This window comes from Pyxidicoccus xibeiensis, assembly GCF_024198175.1.
In the GTDB taxonomy this organism is placed as follows: Bacteria; Myxococcota; Myxococcia; order Myxococcales; family Myxococcaceae; genus Myxococcus; species Myxococcus xibeiensis.
The window spans coordinates 912248-936574 of sequence record NZ_JAJVKV010000003.1; the positions used below are offsets into that span (position 1 = coordinate 912248).

Here is a 24327-nt window from a genome sequence, read left to right on the forward strand (position 1 = left end):
GCGGGCAACGGGGTTGATGTCGGTCGTGGACGAGGATTCGGACGCACAGGCGATGCTGAAGGTGGCCGCGGGAGACCGCCAGGCGTTTGCCTGGCTGTTCGACCGCTACCACGCGAGCGTGGCGCGCTTCGCGTTCCGCTTCGTGGGGGACCGGGAGCGGGCGGAGGAGCTGACGCAGGACATCTTCGTGAAGCTCTACAAGAACGCCAGGGCCTACAAGCCGACGGCCCGGTTCAAGACCTTCCTCTTCCGGGTGGCCACCAACCACTGCCTCAACGAGGTGCGGCGCGGCGAGTACCGCGTGGAGCACACCTCGTCGGAGACGCCGGAGGGCGAGGAGACGGGAGCGGTGGAGATGGCGGGCCCGGAGGGAGACAGGCCGGACCAGGCGCTGGCGGGACGGGAGCTGGAGCGGGCGGTGGGCGCGGCGCTGGGGGACATGACGGAGCGCGAGCGCGCGGCCTTCACCATGTGCCGCTTCGAGGGCATGGCATACCGGGACATCGCGGAGGCGCTCGAGGCGAGCGAGGCCGCCGTGAAGAGCCTCATCCACCGCGCGACGCTGGCGGTGGCGCGAAGAATCGAAGAGCTGCAGGCGGGCGCCGCGCCCGCGAGGAGCAGGGCATGAGCTGTGGTTTCGAGGAAGACCTGACGGCGTACGTGGACGGGGAGCTGCCCCCCGCCCGCCGCGCGGAGGTGGAGGGCCACCTGGGCGCCTGCGCCGGGTGCCGCGCCACACACGCGCTGTTGCGCAATGCCGTGGCGCGGCTGGCGGAGCTGCCGGCCTTCGAGCCCTCGGCGAACACGCGGCGCGCGGTGATGGCGAAGCTGGATGCGCTGCCCGCGCCGTGGTGGGAGCGGCTGAAGGCGCTGCTGCGTCCGGCCGTGCTGGTGCCCTCCGTGGGCCTGGCCGCGGCGGTGGGCGTGGCGCTGCTGCTGGTGGGCCCCGGCGCCGACGCGCCGCCCGAGCTGGCGGACCCGGTGATGCTGGAGCTGGCCGCCAACCTGGAGCTGGTCGAGGACTACGAGGTGCTGGGACTCGACAGCGCTGAAGATTTGGAGGTCGTCGCGAACCTCCACGAGCTGGAGGTGGGGCAATGAGAGGCCTGGCGACGCTGGGGCTGGTGGTGGCGCTGCTGGCGGGCACCGTCGTGCGCGCGGAGACGGAGGCGCCGAAGACGGCGGCCGAGCGCTTCGAGCGCATGACGCCCGAGCAGAAGGAGCAGCTGCGCGCGAAGCTGCGCGACTTCAAGGCGATGCCGAAAGACGAGCAGGAGCGCATCCGGGGCAACCTGGAGCGCTGGCGTAAGCTGCCGCCCGAGGAGCGCGAGCGCATGCGCGCCAACCTCCGTGAGCTGAAGCGGCTCAACCCCACCGAGCGACAGGCGCTGCGTGAGCGCGCCCGGGAGCTCAAGAAGCTGGACCCCGAGCAGCGGGCCGAGATGCGCCAGCGCATGCGCCAGTACCTGAAGGAGAACCCCGACAAGCGGGAGCAGATGCTGGAGAACATGCGCCGCTGGCGGCAGCTGTCGCCCGAGCAGCGCCAGGAGGTTCGCGAGCGCATGCGCGAGAGGCGGCGCCGGTGAGCCCCGCCCCGATACGAAGCAGGGCCGCGCCGATGCGCAGTATTCCAATGGTCCACGTGCTCGCATCGCGGGTAGTGCCGATGCGCCGAGCCCCGATGGGCCTCGCGCTCCGGGTGGCGTCATTGAGCCGCACCTTGATGGGCCTGGTGTGCGTGTCGCGGGTGACGCCCCTGAGCCGCGCCCTGATGGGCCTCGCGCTCCGGGTGGCGTCATTGAGCCGCACCCTGATGGGCCTGGTGCGCGTGCCGCGGGTGATGCCCCTGAGCCGCGCCCTGATGGGCCTCGCGCTCCGGGTGGCGTCATTGAGCCGCACCCTGATGGGCCTGGTGCGCGTGCCGCGGGTGATGCCCCTGAGCCGCGCCCAGCGAGGCCGTGCGTTGGCGCTGCTGCTGGCGCTTGGAGCCCTGCCCGCCGCCGCGCAGGAGGCTCCGCCTGTGCCTCCACCCTCCGTCCCCGCGCAGCCACCGCTCCCGCGCGACACGCCGCGCGCGCGGACCGAGCTGTCCGAGGAGGACCGCGAGGTGGTGGAGAACCTGGAGCTGCTCGAGAACCTGGACGCGACGGAGGACCTGGAGCTGCTGCTGGAGCTGAGCCAGGAGGAGTGAGCGCCGCCGGGCCCGGCCGCCGCGGAAGCCGGAAGGAACACTCCTTCCGCGCAGCCGCCTTCCGACCGCAGGGGGGTGGAAGGAATGCTCCCTCCGCGCAGCCGCCTTCCGGCCGCAGGGGTGGAAGGAACGCTCCTTCCGCGCAGCCGCCTTCGGCCGCAGGAGTGGAAGGAACGCTCCTTCCACCCGGAGGCCTGCCTCGGAGCCGGGAAGGAACGTGTATTCCGCCTGAGGCTCGACGCCCTGAAGGCCTCATCCGCGTCATGAGTCAGCCGGCATCAGAGTCGCAACCGGACTCCAAACCGCAGGCTCGGTCCGCCTCCTTCCACGTCAGGTGGAATCCTGCGTCCCGCCTGCGCGCCAGGGGCCGCCGGGGTGAAAACACGGGGTGTGCGGGGTGACGGGAGCGGGCCGCGCGGTACACTGCGGGCATGCTCGTCGCGGTCCCCCGCCCCGTCGAGGTGCCCTCTCGCCGTTTCGGCCAGTACCTGCTGCGCACGCGCCTCGGCTCGGGAGGCATGGCAGAGGTGTTCCTCGCGGACGCGGTGGATCACCGCGGCCAGCCCTTCAGCGTGGCCCTCAAGCTGATGCGCCGGGACGTGCCCGCGGAAGCGTTCGCCGACGAGGCGGACCTGATGGGCCTGCTGGAGCACCCCAACCTCGTGCAGCGCCTGGAGGTCGGTGAGGCCTTCGGCCGGCCCTTCATAGCCATGGAGCTGCTGGTGGGCGGCGACCTGGGCGGGCTGATGCGCACGCTGAAGCAGCAGCGCCAGCCCTTCCCTCAAGGCATGGCCGTGCACGTGTGCCTGGAGCTGCTGCGCGGGCTGGCCTACTTCCACCAGGCGCGTACGCGCAGCGGCCGGCCGCTGGGGCTGGTGCACGGCGACGTCAACCCCGCCAACGTCTTCTTCTCCGGTGACGGAGACGTGAAGCTCGGCGACTTCGGCGTGGCCAAGGCGCAGGGAGCGAACATCGGCCCCGAGGACGGCGTGGCCGCGGGCAAGCTGCACTACCTCTCCCCCGAGCAGACCCGCGGAGAGCCGCTCACGCCCGCCTCCGACGTCTTCGCGGTGGGCATCGTCCTGCACGAGCTGCTGGTGGGCGCACACCCCTTCCAGCGAGAGCAGACGGACCCGGACATCGTGATGGCGGCCATCCGCGCGGCGCGCCTCCACCTGCCCTTCACGATGGACCGGACGCTGGCCGCCATCCTCCGCAAGGCGCTGGCGCCGGACGTGGCCACCCGCTACCGCACCGCGGGCGAGCTGGCCGGCGCGCTCCTCACCTGGTCCCTGGACACCGGCGAGTCCCCCACGCGCGCGGACCTGCGGCACTGGCTCGCCGAGTCGCTGGGCCTCATCGGCTAGCGGGAGAAATGACGAAGCCCGGGCCCCCACACTTGGGGAACCCGGGCTCTGTGTCACTTCACGCAATCAGCCGGTGGCTACTCCACCGTCACGCTCTTGGCGAGGTTGCGCGGCTGGTCCACGTCATTCCCGCGCATCTCCGCCACGTGGTACGCGAGGAGCTGCAGCGGAATGGTGGCCACCACCGGCGCCAGCAGCGCGCAGGCCGCGGGAATCCGGATGACGTGGTCGGCCAGGCTGGTGACGTGGTTGTCGTCCTCGTCGATGACGGCAATGACCTTGCCGCCGCGCGCGCGGACCTCCTCGATGTTGCCGATGATCTTCTCGTAGGCGACGTGCGGCAGCTTCGGCGCAATCACCACCACCGGCATCTTCTCGTCGATGAGGGCGATGGGGCCGTGCTTCATCTCACCGCCGGCGTAGCCCTCCGCGTGGATGTACGAGATTTCCTTCAGCTTGAGCGCGCCCTCCAGCGCCACCGGGTGCATGGGGCCGCGGCCGAGGAACAGGAAGTCCTGCGCGTTCATGAACTCACGCGCGACGCGCTTCACCTGCGGCTCGCACTTGAGCACTTCCTCGATCATCTTCGGAATCTCGGTCAGGTGCGTCAGGTGCTCCTGCGCCGCCTGCACCGTGAGGGTGCCGCGCATCCGGCCCAGCTTCACCGCCAGCAGGTACAGGGCGACCAGCTGGGTGGTGAAGGCCTTGGTGGACGCGACGCCAATCTCCGGGCCCGCGTTGGTGAGCACGGAGAACTCCGCCTCACGCGTCATCGCGCTGCCGATGACGTTGCAGATGGCCATGGCCGTGGCCCCGCGCGCCTTGGCCTCCTTGAAGGCCGCCAGCGTGTCCGCCGTCTCACCGGACTGGCTGATGGCGATGGCCAGGTGCGTGCTGTCGACGATGGGGTCGCGGTAGCGGAACTCGCTCGCCAGCTCCACCTCGACGGGCATGCGCGCCAGCGACTCGATCATGTGCTTGCCGGCCACACCCGAGTGCCACGAGGTGCCGCAGGCCAGGATGGTAATCTTCGTGAGCGAGCGGACCTTCTCCGGGGACAGGTTCCAGCCCTCGAAGTGGACGTCGCCCTCGGACAGGAGCATCCGGCCGCGCAGCGTGTCGCCGACCGCGCGAGGCTGCTCCCAGATCTCCTTGTGCATGAAGTGCTTGTGGCCGCCCTTCTCCGCCATCATCGGCGTCCAGTCGATGCGGCGCGTGGGGCGGTTCACCATCTGCCCCTGGCGGTTGTAGATGTCCACCTTGGCGGCGGTGACGATGGCCAGGTCACCCTCCTCCATGTAGACGATGTCGCGCGTGTGCTCGAGCACCGCCGGCACGTCGCTGGCGATGAAGTTCTGTCCCTGGCCGAGCCCCAGCACCATGGGAGACGCATTCTTGGTGCAGACGATGCGGTTGGGGTCGCTGCCCGTCACCACCGCCAGCGCGTACGTGCCCTTCACGTGCTCGATGGCCGCGCGCACCGCGTCCGGCAGCTCCAGGCCGCGCTCCAGCTCCTCCGAGATGAGGTGGGCGAAGACCTCCGTGTCCGTCTCCGAGGAGAAGACATGCCCGCGCGCGCGCAGCTGCTCCTTGAGCGCCAGGTGGTTCTCGATGATGCCGTTGTGGACCACCGCCACGTTCTTGTACGTGTGCGGGTGGGCATTCTCGTCCGAGGGCCGCCCATGCGTGGCCCACCGCGTGTGGCCGATGCCGATGGTGCCCTGCGGCTGGTCCGCCACCACCCGGTTCTCCAGGTTGCGCAGCTTGCCCGTGGCACGCACCACGTTGAGCTGATTGCGGCTCACCACCGCGACACCCGCGGAGTCATATCCCCGGTACTCGAGCTTCTTCAGCCCGGACACCAGGATGGGAGCCGACTCCTTGTCACCGACATAGCCAACGATTCCGCACATATCCGACCTCTCTCTCACGCCCGCGCCCACCGGAGCAATCCGGGGCATTCCCCTACACACCATCCGGGCAGTTCTCTGCCTGCCCACCAAGCAAGAGCCGCGCCTACTCGCGGCTAGGCCTTCTGCGCCCTGCGAGCCTTCTTCGCGGCCACCCAGCCCTCCTTGGTGACCTGCGGCGCCCGTGACACGGCGAGGCTCCCAGGAGGCACATTTTTCGTCACCGTGGTGCCCGCACCGACATACGCGCCGTCTCCCACCTTCACCGGGGCGACGAGCTGCGTGTCCGAGCCGATGAACACCCCGTCACCCAGCTCCGTGACGTGCTTGTTCACCCCGTCATAGTTACAGGTGATGGTGCCCGCCCCGACGTTGCAACCGGCGCCGATGCTCGCGTCGCCCAGGTAAGTCAGGTGGTTGGCCTTGGAGCCCTTGCCGATCTTGGCCTTCTTCGTTTCCACGAAGTTGCCCAGATGCACATCTTCGGCCAGCTCCGTGCCGGGCCGCAGGCGGGAGAACGGGCCAATGACGTTCCGCTCGCCCACCTTCGCCTCCTCCAGCACGGAGTAGGGCTTGATGATGGTGCCGTCCGCCACGGTGGAGGCCGTCAGCACGCTGCCCTGGCCGATGGTGACACCCCGGCCCACCACGGTGCCCGCGGCCAGCGTCACCATGGGGGCCACCTCGGTGTCCGGGCCCACCACGACGCCCTCTTCGATGTAGGTGGTGGCCGGGTCCTGGATGGACACCCCCGCGCGCATGTGCGCCTCGTTGATGCGCTGCTGGAGGACGCGAGCGCGCGCGGCCAGCTCCACGCGGTCATTCACGCCCGCGGTCTCCGTGGCGTCCGCGTCCACCGAGCCCACCGGGCCCACCTTCGCGGCCATCTCCACCAGGTCCGTGAGGTAGTACTCGCCCTGCGCGTTCTGCGGCTTGATTTGAGCCAGCGCCTTCCAGAGGAAGGCCGCGTCCACCGAGTAGATGCCCGCGTTGCACTCGCGAACCTTGAGTTGCTCCGGGGTGCAGTCCTTGTGCTCCACGATGCGGGCCACCTTGCCCCCCTCGCGGATGACGCGGCCGTAGCCGGTGGGGTCCTCGAGTGTGGTGGACACCATCGCCAGGGGGCCGCCCGTCCTGTCGTGCGCGGCCAGCAGCGCCTCCAGCGTCTCGCGGCGCAAGAGCGGCACGTCGCCATAGAGGATGAGGACGCGGCCCGAGTACCCCTTCAGGGCCTCCTCGGCGGAGCGCACCGCGTCCGCGGTGCCGCGCTGCTCACGCTGCAGGGCGAAGCGCAGCGGGGCGTCCGGGAAGAGGGCGCGAACCGTCTTCTCCACCGCCTCCGCCTGGTGTCCCACCACCGGCACCACGTGCGAGGCACCCAGTTCGAGGGCCCGCTTGAGGGGATAGGCGCAGATGGGCCGCCCGAGGATGGGGTGAAGGACCTTCGCCTTCTCCGACTTCATCCGCGTGCCCTTGCCCGCGCACAACACCACCGCCGCCAGAGCTGTCATGCGGCGGAGAATTAGGGACAGGGAATCGACTCGTCAACCGCACCCGGCGTCGAAGACTCCGGGTTTTCAACGGGCTGGGTTCCCGCACTGACGGCCACCCCCAGCACGTTGCTCTGGACGGTGATGCCAAAACAGGGTCTCCGGAAGACTGTCACCTGACCCGAGGGTGGGACGGACCCGGGTGGTGTCTTTCGCTCGGGCGTGGCAGGCGTGCTCATACGCTCCCCCGAATACGGCTCATGATGACTGAAGGATGCACGCTCCGGGATAACAATCCAAGAGGAAAAATGCTGCTGAGTTGAAATCCTGGTTCTGGGAGGCGCGTTCGTGCATACCGGGAGTCCTGTAGTCCGACAGGCGCTCCCGAGTCCCGACCCCGCAGGGTGGGTTTCTGTCTCCTGGGTAACACACCACCCAGGACGAAGGCGAGGGCAGGGACATTCACGGGCGCCAGGAGGGGTGGACCGGTGAAGGACACGAGCTTCAGGAGTGAAGCCTCGCGCCTGGGTGCGAGGGCCGTGGGAGTCGCGGTGCTGCTGGCGGCGTGTGTGGCACAGGCGGCGCGCCCCTACCGGGGCGGCGCGGTGGCCACGGCGTACCCGCAGGCGAGCGCGGCGGCGCTGGAGATGCTGGACAAGGGCGGCAACTCCGTGGACGCGGCGGTGGCGGCGGCCTTCGTCGGCTCGGTGGTGGGCATGTACAACTCGGGCATCGGCGGGGGCGGCTTCGCGCTGGTGCACGACGGGAAGACGGGCGAGACGAAGGTGCTCGACTTCCGCGAGGTGGCGCCCAAGGCGGCCACGCGCGACATGTACGTCAAGGACGGCCAGGTGGTGCCGGGCCTGTCCACGGACGGCGTGCTGAGCGTGGCGGTGCCGGGCGCGGTGGCCGGCTACCTCCAGCTGCTCAAGGAGCACGGGAAGCTGCCCCCGGCCGTGGTGCTGGCGCCGGCCATCAACCTGGCCCGCAAGGGCTTCTGGGTGACGCCGCGCTACCAGACGGCGGTGAAGGGCCGGCTGGAGTGCCTGCGCAAGGACGCGGAAGCCTCGCGCGTGTTCCTGGTGAAGAACGAGCAGGGCGTGCCGGACGTGCCGCCGCTGGGCTACCTCCTGAAGCAGCCGGACCTGGCGCGCACGCTGAGCGCGATGGCGAAGAGCGGCCCCCGCGCCTTCTATGCGGGCCCGGTGGCCAAGGCCATGGTGGACACGGTGCAGGCGGGCGGCGGCATCCTCACGCTGGAGGACCTGGCCACCTACAAGACGCGCCCCCGGCCCGCGCTGGAGGGCAGCTACCGCGGCCACCGCATCCTCACCATGCCCCCGCCCAGCGCGGGCGGCGTGGCCGTGCTCCAGGTCCTGGGCGCCCTGGAGAAGCTGCGCCCGCAGGGCCTGGCGTTCAGGGACCCGGACGCGCTGCACCTCTACGTGGAGGCGGTGCGACGGGCGTACGTGGACCGGACGAAGTTCCTGGGCGACCCGGACTTCTCGGACGTGCCCACCGCGCGGCTGGTGTCCCCCGGCCACATCGCGGACCTGGCGGGCTCCATCGACCCGAAGAAGGCCACGCCCAGCGCGTCGCTGCTGGCGCCCGTGGCCGGCGCGAAGGGCTCCACGCTGCCGCAGCAGCCGGCGCCGCCGCCCGTCCCCGCGCCGGAGAAGAAGAACACCACGCACGTCTCGGTCATCGACAAGGACGGCAACGCGGTGGCGATGACGACCACGGTGAACTACGGCTTCGGCTCGTGCGTGGTGGCCAAGGGCACGGGCGTGCTGCTCAACGACGAGATGGACGACTTCTCGGCGCAGCCCGGCGTGCCCAACGCGTACGGCCTGGTGACGGGCGAGCCCAACTCGATTCAGCCCGGCAAGGTGCCGCAGTCCTCCATGTCGCCCACGCTGGTGTTCTCCAAGGAGGACCCCAGGCGGGTGATGCTGGCGGTGGGCAGCCCGGGCGGCTCGACGATTCCGACCACCGTCATCCAGGTCATCAGCCACGTGGTGGACAGCGGCATGGACCTGACGCGCGCGGTGGGCGAGGGGCGCGTGCACCACCAGTACCTGCCGGACGAGCTGTGGGTGGACCGGTGGGGCCTGGAGCCGGCCACGCTGTCCACGCTGGAGGCGAAGGGCCACAAGCTTCGCCGGGTGGAGCAGTGGGGAGACGCGGAGGCGGTGTTCAGCGACCCGAAGACGAACCTGCGCTACTCCGCGAGCGACCCGCGCAACGAGGGCGTGGCCCTGGGGCAGGACTGAGCGGTGCCGGCGCCCCTCTCCATCTTCGACGCGCACCTGCACCCCGAGGGCCTGAGCGACCAGGACCTGGAGTCCATGCGCTTCTTCGGGGTGGAGCGGGCCCTCGTCGTGGCGCACCACTTCCCGGAGCCCACGTCCAAGGCGCTGCTGCGCCACTTCGATGACCTGGTGGAGCGCCAGCTCCCCCGGCTGGAGCGGGCCGGCATCCGCGCCTGGGCCGCGCTGGGCGTGCACCCGCGCTGCATCCCCCGGCGCGGACTGTCCGAGGTCCTCTCCGCGCTGCCGGACTACTTCCAGGGTGGCCGCGTGGTGGCGCTGGGCGAGACGGGGCTGCACGCGGGCGGCGAAGAGGAGGAGGAGGCCTTCCTGGAGCAGCTCGCGCTGGCGCGCAGCCTCAAGCTGCGCGTGGTGGTGCACACGCCCACCGTCGACAAGGAGCGCCACACCCGGCGCATCCTCACGCTGCTGCGCCAGTCCGGCGTGCTGCCCTCGCGCGTGCTGGTGGACCACGCCAACGCGCGCACGGTGCGCACCATCCTCGAGGTGGGCCACTGGGCCGGGCTGACGCTGCACCCGGAGGCCCTCAAGGCCGAGCGCGCGGTGGCCGTGGTGCGGCGGCTGGGCAGCGAGCGGCTGATGCTCAACTCGGACGCGGGCGACGGCGCCGGAGACATCCTCGGCCTGGCGCGCACCGCCAACCTCCTGGCCAAGGCCAACCTCTCCGAGCGCATCGTCCGCCGCATCGCCCACGAGAACGCCGGCCGCTTCTTCCAGATAACCGGCTGAAGCCCACGCTCCCGCAGCGCGCCCCTCCAACTTCTCACAGTCGAAGAGTCGCCCCGGAAACCCGCGCTCCCGGTGTGCATTCTTGCGACGGAGCGGGGTCTTCGTCCGTCATCTCCGATGGGGCATGCCGCGGAAGGAAATAGGCCGGACCGCCGCCCGTTGCCCCTTACCCCCTCCGGGAGGGCACTTGCGCCCCATGCTCGCCATCCTCGCCACCCTCACACTGTCGGGGTGCGCCGCGACCTCGAACCGTCAGGCCCCTCCCGCCCGGAGCCCCCCGGCCGCCACGCCGGGCGAGCCTGACGCGGCGCACCACCTGGTCGCCACCCCCGAGCGCTTCCTCGCCGCCTGTGCGCGGGACGTCGCGCGGGCGCGCGAGGCGGTGGAGCGGCTGGTGGCGCTGCCCGCGCCGCGAGACACGGAGGCGGCCCTCGCCGCGTATGACGACGCCGTGGCGCTGCTGGAGGACGCGCTCGCGCGCGCGGGCGTGGCCGCCGTGGCGCACCCGGACGCGGGCTACCGCGCGGCGGGCGAGCGGTGCGAGCGCGAGGTGGAGGCGGTGCGCACGGCGCTGTCGCTGGACGGGCGCGTCTACGAGGCGCTGGCGTCCCTGGATTTGGGAGGACAGGACGTGGCCACGCGGCGCTGGGTCACGCGGGTGCTGCGCGGCTTCCGGCGCGCGGGCGTGGACCGGGACGCGGCCACGCGCGAGCGGCTGCGGCAGCTGCACGAGGAGCTCACCGCGCTGGGCCAGGTGTTCAGCCGCCACATCCACGAGGACGTGCGGCACGTGGACCTGCTGCCCCAGGCGCTGGAGGGCCTGCCGGAGGACTACGTGCGCGCCCACCCGCCGGGGCCGGACGGCCGGGTGCGCATCACCACCGACACGCCGGACTACCTGCCCTTCATGGCCTACGCGCGCAGCAGCCCGGCCCGCGAGGCGCTCTGGCGCGCCAGCCGGATGCGGGGCCACCCGGCCAACCTGGACACGCTGTCACGCATGCTCCGGGTGCGCCACGCGCTGGCCACGCTGCTGGGCTACCCGAGCTGGGCCGCGTATGCCTCCGAGGACAAGATGGTGGGCCGGGAGCAGGTGGCCGCGGACTTCATCGAGCGCCTCTCTGACGCCGCCGCCGGGCGCGCGCGGGAGGACTACGCGGCGCTGCTGGCGCGCAAGCGGCGCGACGTGCCGGACGCCACGGAGGTGGAGCCCTGGGAGCAGGCGTGGCTGGAGGACCGGGTGCGCGCCGAGCAGCACCGCTTCGACTCGCGCGAGCTGCGGCCGTACTTCGAGTACACGCGGGTGAAGCAGGGGCTGCTGGACATCACCTCGCGCCTGTTCGGGCTCACCTACCAGCGCGTGCCGGACGCGCGCGTGTGGCACCCGGACGTGGAGGCCTGGGACGTCTACGAGGGCCCCACGCACCTGGGGCGCTTCTACCTGGACATGCACCCGCGCCCGGGCAAGTTCACCCACGCCGCGCAGTGGGACCTGGCCACCGGCCGCGACGGGAAGTCCCTGCCGGAGGCGGTGCTGGTGTGCAACTTCCCCCGCCCCGGCATCCACCCCGCCCTGCTCCAGCACGCCGAGGTGCGCACCTTCTTCCACGAGTTCGGCCACCTGCTGCACCACATCCTCGGAGGCCGCGCGCGCTGGGCGGCCCTGTCCGGCTCGCGCACCGAGCGCGACTTCGTGGAGGCCCCCGCGCAGGTGCTGGAGGAGTGGGCCTGGCGCCCCGAGTCCCTGCGCCTGTTCGCCCGGCACGTGGACACCGGCGAGCCCCTGTCCGAGGACACCATCGCCCGCATGCGGCGCGCGGACGCCTTCGGCAAGGGGCTGTGGCTGCGCCGGCAGCTCTTCTACGCCGCCGTCAGCCTCCAGCTGCACACCGGGGACCCGGCCGGCCTGGACACCACCACGCGCGTGAAGGACCTCCAGGCGCGCTACCTGCCCTTCCGCGCCATGGACGACACCTACGTCCACCTCTCCTTCACCCAGCTCGACGGCTACTACTCCTCCGCCTACTACGCGTACCTCTGGTCGCTCGTCATCGCGAGGGACCTGCTGACGCCCTTCCAGCAGCACGGCCTGATGGACCCCGCCACCGCGCGGCGCTTCCGCGACACCGTGCTGGGGCCCGGAGGTTCCAAGGACGCAGCCGACCTGGTGAGGGACTTCCTGGGGCGCGACCATGACTTCGGTGCCTACACCCGCTGGCTGGAGGGCGCCTGACGCCGGTGAAGGGGCCTGTAAAAGCAAAGGGCCCCGCGATGTGAATCGCGAGGCCCGAAGTGTTGTGAATCCGTCAATCGGCGCCCGGGGCGCCGACGCGGAGTCAGGGCTCAGTGCACCGCGAGTGCGGGAGCGGAGAGCTCGGGCTGCAGGGTGATGGCCTGCGCGTCAGGGTCCAACCGGACCTGCACGGGCACGCCCCGGAGCCGGTACTGGGCGAGGGAGTCCGCCGCGTCGTCGAGCAGCTGCTGGTAGCGCTCCTCCAGCTCCACCGCGATGAGCAGCATCGTCTCGCCCGCGTCCGCCACGCCCGGGCGGTACACCTGGCACCGCTGGAACCGCGCCCAGCGACCGTTCTCCATCTTCACCAGCTCGCCGTCGTAAGCCATGCGCAGCTCCTCTGCCGTAAAGCCAACGGATGCCAATGTAGGGATGAATTAACTCGCTGTCATCCCCCTCCTTGAAAATTCGTCAATGGCCTTGAAATCCAGTCGGTTACACGACGGTTCGGGGGGCAGGCAGGGGGCGCCGGGGGGCGAGTGCTCAAAAATGTAAATTTGCCGGCACGTCAATGCGGTTAACGGCCCTTCCGGGTGGGCCGGTGGATCATCCGGCCGAAGAGGTGGCGGGTCCGGCGGGGCCTCGCGGGCCGGTGGCACGCGGGCGGCGCCTCCCTTAGATTCCGGGGGATGAAGTTGCCCGGGCTGTTCCGCAAAGAGCGAACCACCATCCAGGCCGCGGACGCGCAGGACCACGCCGAGCGGCTGCTGGCCGAGTCCCTGCGCATGCTCGGCCAGGTGTGCTCCAAGGTCGCGGATGCCATCGAGTCGCAGCGGCTGGCGCGGCAGGGGTATTCGCACAACACGTACCTGCGGCGGACGGACGGTGAGGGCGAGGACGGCGACGCGAAGAAGGAGTAGGCCTCCTGTCCGTGACTCCGCCCCCGTCAGACGCCCCCGAGCCCTGCCTGGCCTCCGCGCCCGCGTGGCGTGACTCCGGAATCTCGCTTCCCCTCCCCGCGCTCCAGGACGAGGAGGGCCCGCGCCTGCCCGAGGGACTGCCGCCCGTGGTGGACGCGCACGTGCACCTGTTCCCGGACCGCGTCTTCGAGGCGGTGTGGCGCTGGTTCGAGCAGTACGGCTGGCCCATCCGCTACAAGCTGCACACCGCGCAGGTGCTGTCCTTCCTCTTCTCGCGAGGGGTGAGCCGGGTGGTGGCGCTCCACTACGCCCACCGGCCGGGCATGGCGCGCGCGCTCAATGCCTATGTGGCCGAGGTGGCCCGCGCGGAGCCGCGGGTGCTGGGGCTCGCCACCGTGCTGCCGGGCGAGGAGGGCGCCGCGGACATCCTCGCCGAGGCCTTCGCCGCCGGACTCCAGGGCGTGAAGCTGCACTGCCACGTACAGTGCTTCTCACCGGACGCGCCGCAGCTCCACGAGGTGTATGCCGCCTGCGCGCGGGCGGGCCGGCCGCTCGTCATGCACGCGGGCCGGGAGCCGTCGAGCCCACACTATGCCTGTGACACGTACGCCCTCTGCGCCGCCGAGCGGGTGGAGCGCGTCCTCGAGGACTACCCGACGCTGAAGCTGTGCGTGCCCCACCTGGGGGCGGACGAGTTCGACGCGTACTCACGCCTGCTGGAGCGTCACGACAACCTCTGGCTGGACACCACCATGACGGTGTCCGGCTACTTCCCCGTGCCCCTGCCCCGCAGGGCGCTGGAGGTGCGGCCCGAGCACATCCTCTACGGCACGGACTTTCCCAACCTCCCCTACGCCTGGGACCGCGAGCTCAAGGCGCTGCTCGGCCTGAAGCTGGATGACGAGGCCCTGGCGGGAGTCCTGGGTCAGAATGCACTCCGCCTGTTCGGGGCCTGAGGCGCCAGATGGGGGGCGGAGCAAGCCTCGTGTACGCGTGTCGTTGGCTGTTGAAAAGTGGCGGAGCCCCTTCCGGAATGGAAGAGGAGTTCCCATCTTGCCGACCATAGAATTTCGCGGACGAAGAAGCCGCCGCACTCCCTGAGGCCCGCCATGTCCCACATCCTGGTCGTCGATGACGACGCGAGTCACCGCACGCTCATCTGCGATGCCCTCGAGGAGATGGGCTACCGCACGGTGCAGGCGGCCAACGGCCGCGAAGCGCTGGACCTGCTCGAGGGTGACATGCCCTCGGCCGTCCTGCTCGACCTGCGGATGCCCGTCATGAGCGGCTGGGGGCTGCTCGATGCGCTGAAGAAGATGCCGCGTGCGCGCGGGCTGCCCATCATCATCATCTCCGGCTACGGCTTCGAGTGGGAGGCCGAGCTGGTGGGCGCCGCCGGCTACATCTCCAAGCCGGTGGACCTGGACAAGGTCCGCATGACGGTGCAGCAGATCGCCGGCCCGCCGGAGATGGCCTTCGTCCACTGACGGGCCCGGCGGGCAGCCGCCGGTCTTCAGAGGGGGGCTGTACCCGGGGGCGAGGCTCGGGTGTGATGGTGGGCACTCCGATGATGCCCTCCTCCACCGATGACCTCGCCGTCGACGCTCGTGGGCTGCTGAAGCGCTTTGGCGGCTTCACCGCGCTCAATGGCCTGGACCTGCAGATTCCCCGCGGCGCCTTCTATGCCTTCCTGGGCCCCAACGGCGCCGGGAAGTCCACCAGCATCGCCCTGCTGACGGGGGTGTACGGCCCGGACGCGGGCACCATCCGCATGCTGGGCATGGACGCGGTGGCGCAGCCCATGGAGGTGAAGCGGCGCGTGGGCGTGGTGCCCGAGGAGCTGAGCCTCTTCGAGCGCCTCACCGGCCGGCAGTACCTCACCTTCTGCGCGCGCATGTACGGGCTGGACGGGGACGAGGCCGCCGCGCGCGCCACGGAGCTGCTGGAGCTGACGGAGCTCACGTACAAGGCGGGCTCGCTGGTGGCGGAGTACTCCAAGGGCATGCGGCGGAGGCTGGCCATCGCCGCGGCGCTGATCCACGCGCCGGAGCTGGTGCTGCTGGACGAGCCCTTCGAGGGCATCGACGTGCTGGCGGCGGGCGTCATCCGCGAGCTCTTGCGCGAGCTGAGCCGGCGCGGGGTGACGCTGCTGCTCACCACGCACGTGCTGGAAATCGCGGAGCGGCTGGCGACGCACGCGGGCATCATCCGCGGCGGGAAGATGCTGGACCAGGGGCCGGTGGGCTCGCTGCTGGAGCGGTACGACTGCCCCTCGCTGGAGGCGGTGTTCGAGAAGCTCATCGCCGTGCCGGCCTCGCGCAACGCGCGCCTGTCCTTCTACGGGGACGTGGCGCCGGCGCCGGTGCCGCTGCGCCGGGAGTCCGCATGAGCCGCCCCGCCGTGCCCGGCTTCCTGCGGCACCTGGTGCTGCTGTGGGGGCTGCGCTTCAACATCGGGCTCAACCAGGGACCGGGCAAGAGCCGGCTCCTGGCGGTGGGCGTGTTCCTGGCGTCGAGCGCGCCCGGCTTCTTCCTGGGCCTGTTCTTCTTCACGCTGATGCGGCTGGCCCCCGTCGCGCAGAGCGACGTGTGGCCGTACTTCATCCTGAATCTGCTGTGCTTCGTGACGTTCTCCGTGTGGGTGACGTGGCCGCTGTTGTCAGCCGGCGTGGATGACCACTCGGAGCTGAGCCGGTACGCGGCGTTCCCGATTTCGCCCTTCCGGCTGCTCATCGCCTCCACGGTGGCGAGTCTCTTCGAGCCGCGCGCGCTGGTGTTCTACGCGCCGCTCACGGGGGCGGCGCTGGGGTACGCGTCGGTGAACTGGCTGGCGGCGCCGTGGCTGGCCGTCATCATGTACGGGCTGTTCGCGCTGCTGTGCGCGGCGTGGAGCCGGGTGGCGCTGTACGCGGTCATCAACGTGCTGCGGGAGAAGCGCAGCGCGGAAATCATGGGCGGCGGGCTGCTGGCATTCCTGGTGGCGGCGTCGTTCATCCCGCCCATCGACACCTCGTGGCTGACGGCGGTGGGCGAGGCGGGGGTGGGCGCGCTGGACATGTCGCTCATCATCAACGCGGCGGTGGCGCTGGGCCGGGTGCCGCCGGGCTTCTTCGGCGACGGGCTGGGGCAGCTCGCCTGGGGGCGCCCGAAGGTGGCGCTGCTGGAGGCGACGGGGCTCTTCTTCTTCGCCGCGGTGGGCATGGCGGTGGCGTACGCGCTGCTGATGCGCTTCCACCGGCAGTCGGGGCGCGCGGGCCCGTCCGGCCGGGACTCCGGGGACAGCAATCCGTTCGCCCGGACAAAGACGCGCTACTCCACGCTGGTGACGCGCGAGGCGCTCGACCTGTGGCGCAACCCGCGCGCGCGGCTGCTGGCGTCGGTGCCGTTCATCCTGGCAATCCTGCTGAAGCTGCTGTCCGGGCGGGACTTGTTCGTCTACCTGCTGGGGGCTTCCGCGGATGCGTGGCTGATGGGAGGCCTGTGCATCTACGGCGCGGTGGTGATTGCGTCGACCTTCTCGCAGAACACCTTCGCCTATGACGGGCAGGGCTTCGCGGTGTTCCTGGCGGCGCCGCTGGACCTGGCGGACGTGCTGCGGGCGAAGAACCGGGTGCAGGGGGCGGCGGCGGTGCTGATGGCGGTGCTGGTGGCGCTCTTCTACCGGGTGTACTTCGGCTTCGGGACGGCGGTGGACGTGGCCTGCGCCCTGGCGGCGGTGGCGGCGGTGCTGCCAGTGCTGCTGGCGGCGGGCAACTTCCTGTCGCTGTACTTCCCGGTGAAGTTCCACGCGAGCCTGAAGCGGCGGGACAAGGTGCCGCTGACGGCGTCGATGCTCGGCATCCTCGCGGCCAGCGCCGGGTGCGCGCCCTTCGGCTGGGCGCTGAAGCTGGCGGGCAAGGGCGGGCCCACGTGGCAGACGGCGGCGATGGTGGCCCTGTGCGCCGGGCTGAATGTCGCGCTGTACCGGGGCGTGCTGCCCCTGGCCCTGCGGGTGCTGGAGCAGCGGCGGGAAGTGGTGCTGCACGCGGTGACTCGCGAATAGGACGAAGCCGCGGCCCCGTGCTCGGGGGACCGCGGCTTCCAGGCTGGCGTGTCCGTGGGGCTCAGTAGGCGAGGCCGTGCTTCGCGGCCTGGGCCTTCACGCCCTTCATCACGTTGGCGTCGAAGGCGTCCTCCTTCTCCTCGACGTTCTTCGAGAGCCACACGTCGCGGTCCGCCGCCAGCTTCGAGGCCTTCGCCTCCAGCACCTTCTTGTCCTCGGCGAGCTGCTTCACCTTCGCGGACCGGTCCTCCTTGCTGAGGCCCTTCAGCTCCGAGGGCAGCTCGTCGTCCTTCACCGTCGCCAGCGCCGTGGGGGCCGCCACGAGGTCCACCGCGCCGCCCACCGCCGCCGGGGCGCTGCTCTCCATGGCGGGCGCCGCCGCTCCGGCGGGCTTCGCCGCCGCGCGGGTCTTCTTCATGTAGCTGATGCGCTCCGCGGCGGCCTCGGCGCCCAGGCTCGCCATCGCGTCGGCCCGCGCCCGGTTCTCGGCCTGCACCTCGGCCTTGCCCGTGTAGAGCGTCTTCGACGCCAGCTCCGAGTTCACCTTCGCCAGCTCCGCGTCGTACGGCGTCGCTACGGCCACCATGCCACCGGCCTGGTCAATCGAGTCGAACGTGCCGTCGGTCAGCTTCGCCACGTGGCGCCAGGCCGTCTCCGTCTCCGCGTCCGAGCCGCAGCGCACCGTGTTCACGACGATGTGCTTGTCGCGGGCCCGCTTCGCCCAGTGCTTGAAGTTCCAGTCGTCGTTGCGCTCGGCCGGAGGCGCGTCGCCCACGAGGAAGATGACCTTCATCACCTCGCGGTTCTGGCTCCAGGACAGCTTCGACACGGCCTCGCCCAGCCCGCGGCCGACGTGCTCCGGGGTGTCACCGCCGCCATCCGCCTGGAACTTGCGCAGGTTGGAGAAGACGGTGTCCAGGTCGTCGCTGAGCTCGTAGCGCTTCGTCACGTACGCGTCGCCCACGTCGCGGTAGGCCACCAGGCCGACCTTGAGGTGCGGCGTCGGCCGGCCCTGGGCGATGCGGGAGGCGATGGAGTAGATCTTCCGCTTCGCGCCCTCGAGCAGTCCGCCCATGGACCCGGTGGTGTCGAGCACGAAGACGACCTCGATTCGCGGCCGCTGGCCCTGGGCCTGCTCCGGCGCGACCTTGTCCTGCTGCTGCGCCGGCGGCGCGGGCTTCGCGGCGTCGTCGGTGGACTTCGGCACGATGGGCTTCTTCAGGTCCTTCGTGGGGGGCGAGGTGACGGGGCTCTCGGCCAGGGCGGGGGCGGCGAGCAGGGTGGTAGCGAGCGCGGCCGACAGGGCGGCCCGCGACAGGGACTTGAGGTCCATGGCGTTCTCCAGGGGAGTCGAACAACTGCGGTTTCGGTTGGGGCTGCGCGCGCGTTCGAGTCGTTAACGGACGGGTCCGACGAAAGGTCTACGCCCCGGGTTCATGTGAAACGCGGGCCCCGGACCTCAATCCATGTGTTCGAGCTCTATGGCCGTTGGAAGGGCCCAGGCATGGCGCCGTTCCTCGTAGACGGAGACCCTTGGCGCCGGGAAGCTGGGATCGGCGAAGGCGCCGACGGCGACCGCGAGCATCTCTGGCAGGGTGCCGAACTCCCAGTAGACGGTCGTTCCGCACTCCGGGCAGAAATGGAAAGTGCTGGAGTTTCCACTGTCTTCGACACGGACATAGGACGTGGAGCGTCCCGTGATGGCGGTGACTGCCTCTCGTGGGAACCGGGCCTGCACGCCGAAGACACTGCCCGTCCGCTGCTGGCAGGCGAGGCAGTGGCACATGGAAATCCGAACGGGCTCGCCTTCACACGCCAGTTGAAGCTGACCGCAACTGCATGAGGCGCGACGTACGGACATGGGTTGCTCCGAAAGGAGGGCTGGCGACATCCCACGCATTCAAGCTCAGGCGTAGGCTGCGGGAAACGCCTTCAAACCGACTCGGCATCCATGCGAGTCAGGCCCTGGAAAGACATGATTGCGCGCGGGTTGATGACGCTGCTGGTGGTGGCGCTCGTCGGGTGCGGAACGTCCTCGAGGAGCGTGCGGCTGAGGACCGGGCAGGGTGAAGCCCTCGTCTTCACGCCAGGCACACAGAGCGCCCCTGTCGAACTGGGCAAGGAGGAGTTCGAGGAGACCATCGAGCGGATGGGGCGCGACGTCTCCATCGCCGAGAGCCCACGCAGGGCCGCGCTGAGACTGTTCACCGACTCCCTGAGCCCGCATTCCGCCGGGAAGCTGGGCATCGTCACCGTGGGACGCCCTCGGCAGAGCCTGCACCTGCTTCCCGAGCAGCAGGACGCGGGAGCGAAGCTGGCCCGTGCCTACGAGCGCTGGTGCCAGGAAAAGAGCAGCTCCAGCGACTGCCTCCGCCTGCTGGACCGGGGGCTCACGTTGGACGAGGAGGGCAAGCGCACCCTCGCCTTCCGCTTCGCCATCGACTCGGTGTGGGACGAGACCGCCGAAGCGCTGGAGGACCTGACGGACAGGGACGCGGTGATTGCCATGCTGGCCACCACTGGAGTCGTCTACTTCGGCTTGTGGCTGCTGCCCGAGCCTTTCTCAAAGGGCGTGGCCGCAGTCCTCACGGTGGGCCTCGTCGCGTATCTCGGTTGGGACACGGTCTGGAGTCTCGTCCAGGGCTGGCGGGTCCTCGCCGAGGAAGTCAGAGCGGCCAGTACCTTCGAGGAGCTTCAGCATGCGGGAGAGAAGTACGGGAGGGTGATGGGCCAGAACGCCGCGCGCGCCTTCGTCATGCTGGCGATGGCGGCGCTCGGCAGCACGGCGCAGACGATGGCGGCGAAGCTGCCCACGCTGCCCGGCTCCGCGCAGGCGGCGCTGGTGGGCGCGGAGCAGGGAGGCTTCCGGCTCGCCGCGGCGGGACAGGTGGTCTCGGTGGAGGTGGCTTCGGGCGGCGTCATCACCATCGGGCTGGACCCCGGTGCGGTGGCCTCGACAGCGCGCGACCCCAATGGCGCTGCTTCAGGCCCGGTGGACGGAGAGGGGCACGAGCACCACATCGCCACCAACAAGTGGAAGGACGCCACGCACAGCGGTGGACCATGGACACCGAAGCTTCAGAGGCTCTTCGACCGGGCCGGCATGTCCCTGGACGACCCAGCGAACAGGGTCCGCGTTCCAGGACATAAAGGACCGCACCCGCAGGATTATCACGAGGAGGTTTTCAGACGGCTACGCGAGGCTACAGACGACTGCCTCACCATCCAGCATTGCAGGGAGGGACTGATGGGCGAACTACGAGCGCTGGCGGTGGAAATCCGCACGCCCGCAACCCGGCTCAACAAGCTGGTCACCAAGAGTGAGTAACGCTAGGAATCCTCAATGCCGAAGCGGTACTTCGACCTGTCCGATGACGTCTACGTCCCGGGACGATGGCATCTCCACACGCCGCTCGACGAGCGCGGCGAAGAAGTGAACCCCTGGCAATTCACCAAGGGACACTCAGTGCAGCTCAGCGGTCGGCTGCGAATGCCACTCCAAGTAGACGGAGTACCGCTCGACTTCACGCTGGGCGGCATGGACGTTCCCGTCGTGCGCGCGCACGTGGCGGACCTCCTTGAGGAGGTGGCTTCCGACGACCTGCAAATCCTCCCCGTGGACATCGATGGGCAGACGGACCCGTACCGCATCGTCGTCGCCACCCGGCTCATCCGGTGCATCGACGACCAGGCTTCCGAGGAGGTGCGGTACTGGAAGCCAGAGGACGGGCGCCCCGAGAAGGTCGGCAAGTACCGCGTCGTCGCCGGCATGCGCATCGACCCCTCCAAGGTCGGCAACGCCCACGTCTTCCGCCCCTGGGGCTGGACTGTCGCCCTCATCGTCTCCGAGGACATCAAGCACGCCCTGGAGCGCGCCCACGTCACCGGCACGAAGTTCAGGGAGGTCTGACCCACCGCATGCGCGTCTTCCACTCGGACGGCTACGAAGTCCCGTTGCCTCCCGGGCACCGCTTCCCCATGGAGAAGTACCGCCTCGTGCGTGAGGCCCTGGTGGAGCGCGGCGTCGTGCCCGACTGCTGGCTCACCGAGTCCACCCCCTGCTCCCGCGAGGACCTGGAGCGCGTCCACACGCCCCGCTACCTCGACGCCTTCTTCCACGGCACCCTCACCGACGCCGAGCTGCGCCGCCTCGGCTTCCCCTGGTCCCCCGGCCTCCTCGCCCGCTCACGCGCCGCCGTCTCCGGCACCCTCCAGGCCGCGCACGCCGCCCTCCAGGACGGCATCGGCGGCAACCTCGCCGGAGGCACCCACCACGGCTTCCCCGACCACGGGGAGGGCTTCTGCGTCTTCAACGACATCGCCGTGGCCATCCGCGCCCTCCAGGCCACCCGCACCGTCCGCCGCGCCGTCGTCGTCGACCTCGACGTGCACCAGGGCAACGGCACCGCCGCCATCTTCGCGGGCGATGACTCCGTCTTCACCTTCTCCATGCACGGCGAGCACAACTTCCCCTTCCGCAAGCAGCCCTCCCACCGCGACGTGGGCCTGCCCGACGGGACGGGGGACGCCGCCTACCTCGACGCGCTCGCCCTCCACCTCCCCGAGGTGCTCGAGACGGCCGGCGCCGACATCCTCTTCTTCCAGGCCGGCGTGGACCCGCTCGCCGAGGACGCGCTGGGCCGGCTCTCCCTCACCCTCGCAGGCCTGCGCGAGCGCGACCGCATCGTGCTGGCCACTGCCCGACACCGAAGCCTCCCCGCGGTGCTCACCCTCGGCGGTGGCTACGCGAAGCCCTTGTCCGCCACCATCGACGCGCACGTGGGCACGTACGAGGTCGCGCGACAGGTGTTCCGGTGAGCACGCCTGCCCGTGGGTCGCCTTGCCGAAGCGCCACGTCGGACCGATGCTGCCGGCTCCCCAGGAGATTCACGACCATGATGTCCACCATCCGCCGGAGCCTCTTCCTCCTTGGCTGCATGCTCGCCGTCTCCTGCGCGAGCGACAGGCCCTTCTTCCGAATTGGAATCCAGGCGACCGACACCGTCACCCTGGCGCCCGGTGAGTCCACGCCCCTGGAAATCACGCTGAGCCGCGAGGCGGACTTCCCGGGCGAGGTGCGCCTCAACCTCGCCAACGCCCCCGCGGGAGTCACCCTCACCCCCGAGGTCATCCTCCCCGAGGGAGAGACCAGCATCACCGCGTCCCCCACCCTCGCGGTGGCCGCGGAGACCACCGCGCAGGGCATGCAGCGCACGCAGCTGCTGGCGGAGGACGCCGCCAACGACGTCGCGGCCGGCGCCACCCTCTTCCTCGTCATCCTCCCGCTGCCCACCACCCAGCCGGACTTCTCCGTCGCCGTGGCGCCCAGGCAGGTGAACCTCATCGTCGGACAGAGCACCCAGGTGCCCGTGACGATAACGCGCGCGGAGGGCTTCACCGGCCCGGTGACGGTGACGCTCACCTCGCCCACCACCCGCGTCCGGGCGGACGCCGCCACCATCGCCGCGGGCCAGTCGAACACCAACCTCTTCGTCTTCACGGAGCGCTCCGCCACGCCGCTGCCCATCCCCACCACCGTCGTCGCCACCAGCGAGGACGGGCGGCAGGCCACCACCGGCTTCACCGTCAACCTGCGCCCGTAGCCCCACCAGACGCCGCCGCGCGGCCCGGAGCACGCGGCGCAAGCACCGGAGGGCCGACACCTGCCCTCCGGCTCCCGGCTCACGCCAGGTCGAACAGCAGCGCCTCGATGGGCTCCTGCGCGGCGAGCACCAGCCGCGCCTCGGCGGAGACCGCCACGCCGTCACCGGCCTTGACCTGCACCCCGTTCAGCGTGCCCGAGCCCCGGGCCACCTGCACCCAGGCATGCCGGCCCGGTGCCAGCGCGTACTCCGCCTGCGCCCCCTGGCCCAGCAGCGTGCCGTGCAGCACCACGTCCTGGTGCACCGTCAGCGAGCCGTCACGCCCGTCCGGCGACGCCACCACCCGGAAGCGGCCCTGCCGCTCCTTCGCGTCGAACGCCTTCTGCTCGTAGCCGGGCTTCAGGCCCTGCTCCCGCGGCAGTATCCAGATCTGCAGCAGGTGCAGCGGCTGGTCGAAGTTGTTCATCTCGCTGTGCAGCACGCCCGTGCCCGCCGTCATCCGCTGCACCTCGCCCGGCTTGATGACCGCGCGCGTGCCCATGCTGTCGCTGTGCTCCACCGCGCCGCCCAGCACGTAGGTGATGATTTCCATGTCCCGGTGCGGGTGCATGCCGAACCCCCGCCGGGGCGCCACCGTGTCCTCGTTGATGACCCGCAGCGAGCGGAAGCCCATGAAGTCCGCGTCGTAGTAGTCCGAGAACGAGAACGTGTGGTGCGTGTCCAGCCAGCCATGGTTGGCATGGCCCCTGTCTTCAGCGGAGCGGACGTAGATCATCCCTGCCTCTCTTCCTTGTGTCCCGGGCCCTCCCTGAGCAACGCCCGGGCCAGGTGACAACCCCCGGGAATCACTCGGGGCACGCCGCTCCACCCGGGGCAACCCCTCTCAATCTGATACGAGAGGGGCTCCGAATGAGAGCTGCCCGGCCGCTGGACGGGCACCCGGGCGGAGGGCCGGAAGGGGCCGTGCCCGTGAAGTCGCCGCACGACAGCGGTGCACGAGGCCACCGGTGAGGGCTAGGTTGAGGGGTGCCATGAGCACCTCGCCCGCACGCCGACAAGCCGCGCTCGCCGCCCTCGCCCTGGATGACGAGGCGCTGCTGAAGGCCTGCGAGGTGGACTACTTCATCGCCTCCGGCCCCGGCGGCCAGCACCGCAACACCACCGCCAGCGGCGTGCGCCTCACCCACCCGCCCACGGAGCTGTCCGTCAGCGCCACCGAGCGCCGCAGCCAGGTGCAGAACAAGGGCGTGGCCCTCGAGCGGCTGCGCGAGGGCCTGAAGGCCCTCACCTTCGTGCCCAAGGTGCGCCGCGCCACCAAGCCCTCCGCGGGCTCCAAGCGGCGGCGGCTGGAAGGCAAGAAGCGCACTTCCGAGAAGAAGTCCCTGCGAAATAGCAAGTCTATTTGGTGAGTCGTTGCCGCCGTTTCGAGGCGACAGATTCCAGCCCTCACGGACAGGGACAGTGTCGGTGTTCGTAAAGTTTGCGAGCTCGCAGAGGTTGCATACCCTACGGT

24 protein-coding genes are annotated in these 24327 nt (G+C 70.5%); 18 read left to right on the forward strand and 6 right to left on the reverse strand.

Annotated features, from left to right (window positions below; all coding sequences use genetic code 11):
- The first annotated feature begins 16 nt into the window (after positions 1-16).
- The 5 genes from LXT23_RS16590 to LXT23_RS16610 all read left to right on the forward strand — a co-directional run bounded on the left by LXT23_RS16590 (position 17) and on the right by LXT23_RS16610 (position 3558).
- The gene (locus tag LXT23_RS16590) at positions 17-628 is read left to right on the forward strand and encodes an RNA polymerase sigma factor (protein WP_253981130.1); all 612 of its coding nucleotides are present in this window, start codon (positions 17-19) and stop codon (positions 626-628) included.
- Entirely contained in the window at positions 625-1101 is a 477-nt protein-coding gene (locus LXT23_RS16595; RefSeq protein WP_253981131.1) for an anti-sigma factor family protein, read from the forward strand. Before LXT23_RS16590 ends, LXT23_RS16595 begins: the two co-directional genes overlap by 4 nt.
- Positions 1098-1586: a DUF3106 domain-containing protein gene (locus LXT23_RS16600; RefSeq protein WP_253981132.1), complete on the forward strand. Its 489-nt coding sequence runs from the start codon at positions 1098-1100 to the stop codon at positions 1584-1586. The genes LXT23_RS16595 and LXT23_RS16600 overlap by 4 nt, the downstream gene beginning before the upstream one ends.
- Positions 1587-1666: 80 nt before the next feature.
- Positions 1667-2191: a hypothetical protein gene (locus tag LXT23_RS16605; protein ID WP_253981133.1), complete on the forward strand. Its 525-nt coding sequence runs from the start codon at positions 1667-1669 to the stop codon at positions 2189-2191.
- Positions 2192-2622: 431 nt separating this feature from the next.
- A complete protein-coding gene (locus LXT23_RS16610; protein ID WP_253981134.1) occupies positions 2623-3558 on the forward strand; it encodes a serine/threonine-protein kinase in 936 nt (311 codons plus the stop codon).
- A gap of 77 nt (positions 3559-3635) precedes the next feature.
- Here LXT23_RS16610 and glmS read toward each other — a convergent pair whose 3' ends face one another.
- Together glmS and glmU are read right to left on the reverse strand one after the other, a co-directional pair.
- The gene (gene glmS / locus LXT23_RS16615; protein ID WP_253981135.1) at positions 3636-5471 is read right to left on the reverse strand and encodes a glutamine--fructose-6-phosphate transaminase (isomerizing); all 1836 of its coding nucleotides are present in this window, start codon (positions 5469-5471) and stop codon (positions 3636-3638) included.
- 113 nt (positions 5472-5584) lie between these two features.
- Positions 5585-6979, reverse strand: a complete 1395-nt coding sequence (glmU, locus tag LXT23_RS16620; RefSeq protein WP_253981136.1) for a bifunctional UDP-N-acetylglucosamine diphosphorylase/glucosamine-1-phosphate N-acetyltransferase GlmU — start codon at positions 6977-6979, stop codon at positions 5585-5587.
- Positions 6980-7446: 467 nt separating this feature from the next.
- On the opposite strand from glmU, the gene ggt reads away from it, so the two are divergent.
- The 3 genes from ggt (at position 7447) to LXT23_RS16635 (ending at position 12250) form a co-directional block, all read left to right on the forward strand.
- Complete coding sequence (gene ggt, locus LXT23_RS16625; protein ID WP_253981137.1) at positions 7447-9231, forward strand: gamma-glutamyltransferase; 1785 nt, start codon at positions 7447-7449, stop codon at positions 9229-9231.
- 3 nt (positions 9232-9234) lie between these two features.
- Positions 9235-10017 carry a TatD family hydrolase gene (locus tag LXT23_RS16630; protein WP_253981138.1) on the forward strand — a complete coding sequence of 261 codons (783 nt, stop codon included), beginning with the start codon at positions 9235-9237 and terminating at the stop codon, positions 10015-10017.
- A 196-nt stretch (positions 10018-10213) separates the two neighbouring features.
- On the forward strand, positions 10214-12250 hold the full coding sequence (locus LXT23_RS16635) for a M3 family metallopeptidase (RefSeq protein ID WP_253981398.1): 2037 nt from the start codon (positions 10214-10216) through the stop codon (positions 12248-12250).
- A gap of 110 nt (positions 12251-12360) precedes the next feature.
- On the opposite strand, the gene LXT23_RS16640 is transcribed toward LXT23_RS16635, so the two are convergent.
- Positions 12361-12639 (reverse strand): hypothetical protein, encoded by a 279-nt coding sequence (locus LXT23_RS16640; protein WP_253981139.1) that lies wholly within the window; start codon positions 12637-12639, stop codon positions 12361-12363.
- Positions 12640-12939: 300 nt separating this feature from the next.
- On the opposite strand from LXT23_RS16640, the gene LXT23_RS16645 reads away from it, so the two are divergent.
- The 5 genes from LXT23_RS16645 (at position 12940) to LXT23_RS16665 (ending at position 17211) form a co-directional block, all read left to right on the forward strand.
- Positions 12940-13170, forward strand: a complete 231-nt coding sequence (locus tag LXT23_RS16645) for a hypothetical protein (protein ID WP_253981140.1) — start codon at positions 12940-12942, stop codon at positions 13168-13170.
- Positions 13171-13181: 11 nt separating this feature from the next.
- Positions 13182-14126: an amidohydrolase family protein gene (locus LXT23_RS16650; protein ID WP_253981141.1), complete on the forward strand. Its 945-nt coding sequence runs from the start codon at positions 13182-13184 to the stop codon at positions 14124-14126.
- A 153-nt stretch (positions 14127-14279) separates the two neighbouring features.
- The gene (locus LXT23_RS16655) at positions 14280-14657 is read left to right on the forward strand and encodes a response regulator (RefSeq protein WP_163996180.1); all 378 of its coding nucleotides are present in this window, start codon (positions 14280-14282) and stop codon (positions 14655-14657) included.
- Positions 14658-14737: 80 nt separating this feature from the next.
- Entirely contained in the window at positions 14738-15559 is an 822-nt protein-coding gene (locus LXT23_RS16660) for an ABC transporter ATP-binding protein (RefSeq protein ID WP_253981142.1), read from the forward strand.
- Entirely contained in the window at positions 15556-17211 is a 1656-nt protein-coding gene (locus LXT23_RS16665) for a hypothetical protein (protein WP_253981143.1), read from the forward strand. The genes LXT23_RS16660 and LXT23_RS16665 overlap by 4 nt, the downstream gene beginning before the upstream one ends.
- Positions 17212-17272: 61 nt before the next feature.
- Here LXT23_RS16665 and LXT23_RS16670 read toward each other — a convergent pair whose 3' ends face one another.
- On the reverse strand, positions 17273-18544 hold the full coding sequence (locus LXT23_RS16670; protein WP_253981144.1) for a vWA domain-containing protein: 1272 nt from the start codon (positions 18542-18544) through the stop codon (positions 17273-17275).
- 126 nt (positions 18545-18670) lie between these two features.
- The gene (locus tag LXT23_RS16675) at positions 18671-19072 is read right to left on the reverse strand and encodes a GFA family protein (RefSeq protein WP_253981145.1); all 402 of its coding nucleotides are present in this window, start codon (positions 19070-19072) and stop codon (positions 18671-18673) included.
- A 114-nt stretch (positions 19073-19186) separates the two neighbouring features.
- Here LXT23_RS16675 and LXT23_RS16680 point away from each other — a divergent pair, with 114 nt between their 5' ends.
- From LXT23_RS16680 to LXT23_RS16695, 4 genes are all read left to right on the forward strand, one after another.
- Complete coding sequence (locus LXT23_RS16680) at positions 19187-20539, forward strand: AHH domain-containing protein (protein WP_253981146.1); 1353 nt, start codon at positions 19187-19189, stop codon at positions 20537-20539.
- A gap of 15 nt (positions 20540-20554) precedes the next feature.
- Positions 20555-21121, forward strand: a complete 567-nt coding sequence (locus tag LXT23_RS16685) for an imm11 family protein (RefSeq protein WP_253981147.1) — start codon at positions 20555-20557, stop codon at positions 21119-21121.
- 8 nt (positions 21122-21129) lie between these two features.
- Positions 21130-22029 carry a histone deacetylase family protein gene (locus tag LXT23_RS16690; RefSeq protein ID WP_253981148.1) on the forward strand — a complete coding sequence of 300 codons (900 nt, stop codon included), beginning with the start codon at positions 21130-21132 and terminating at the stop codon, positions 22027-22029.
- Positions 22030-22106: 77 nt separating this feature from the next.
- Positions 22107-22814: a hypothetical protein gene (locus LXT23_RS16695; RefSeq protein WP_253981149.1), complete on the forward strand. Its 708-nt coding sequence runs from the start codon at positions 22107-22109 to the stop codon at positions 22812-22814.
- Between the two features lie 79 nt (positions 22815-22893).
- Here the strand turns inward: LXT23_RS16695 and LXT23_RS16700 are convergent, their stop codons facing one another.
- On the reverse strand, positions 22894-23589 hold the full coding sequence (locus tag LXT23_RS16700) for a pirin family protein (RefSeq protein WP_253981150.1): 696 nt from the start codon (positions 23587-23589) through the stop codon (positions 22894-22896).
- Between the two features lie 256 nt (positions 23590-23845).
- Here LXT23_RS16700 and LXT23_RS16705 point away from each other — a divergent pair, with 256 nt between their 5' ends.
- Complete coding sequence (locus LXT23_RS16705; RefSeq protein ID WP_253981151.1) at positions 23846-24223, forward strand: peptide chain release factor family protein; 378 nt, start codon at positions 23846-23848, stop codon at positions 24221-24223.
- Positions 24224-24327 lie beyond the last annotated feature (104 nt).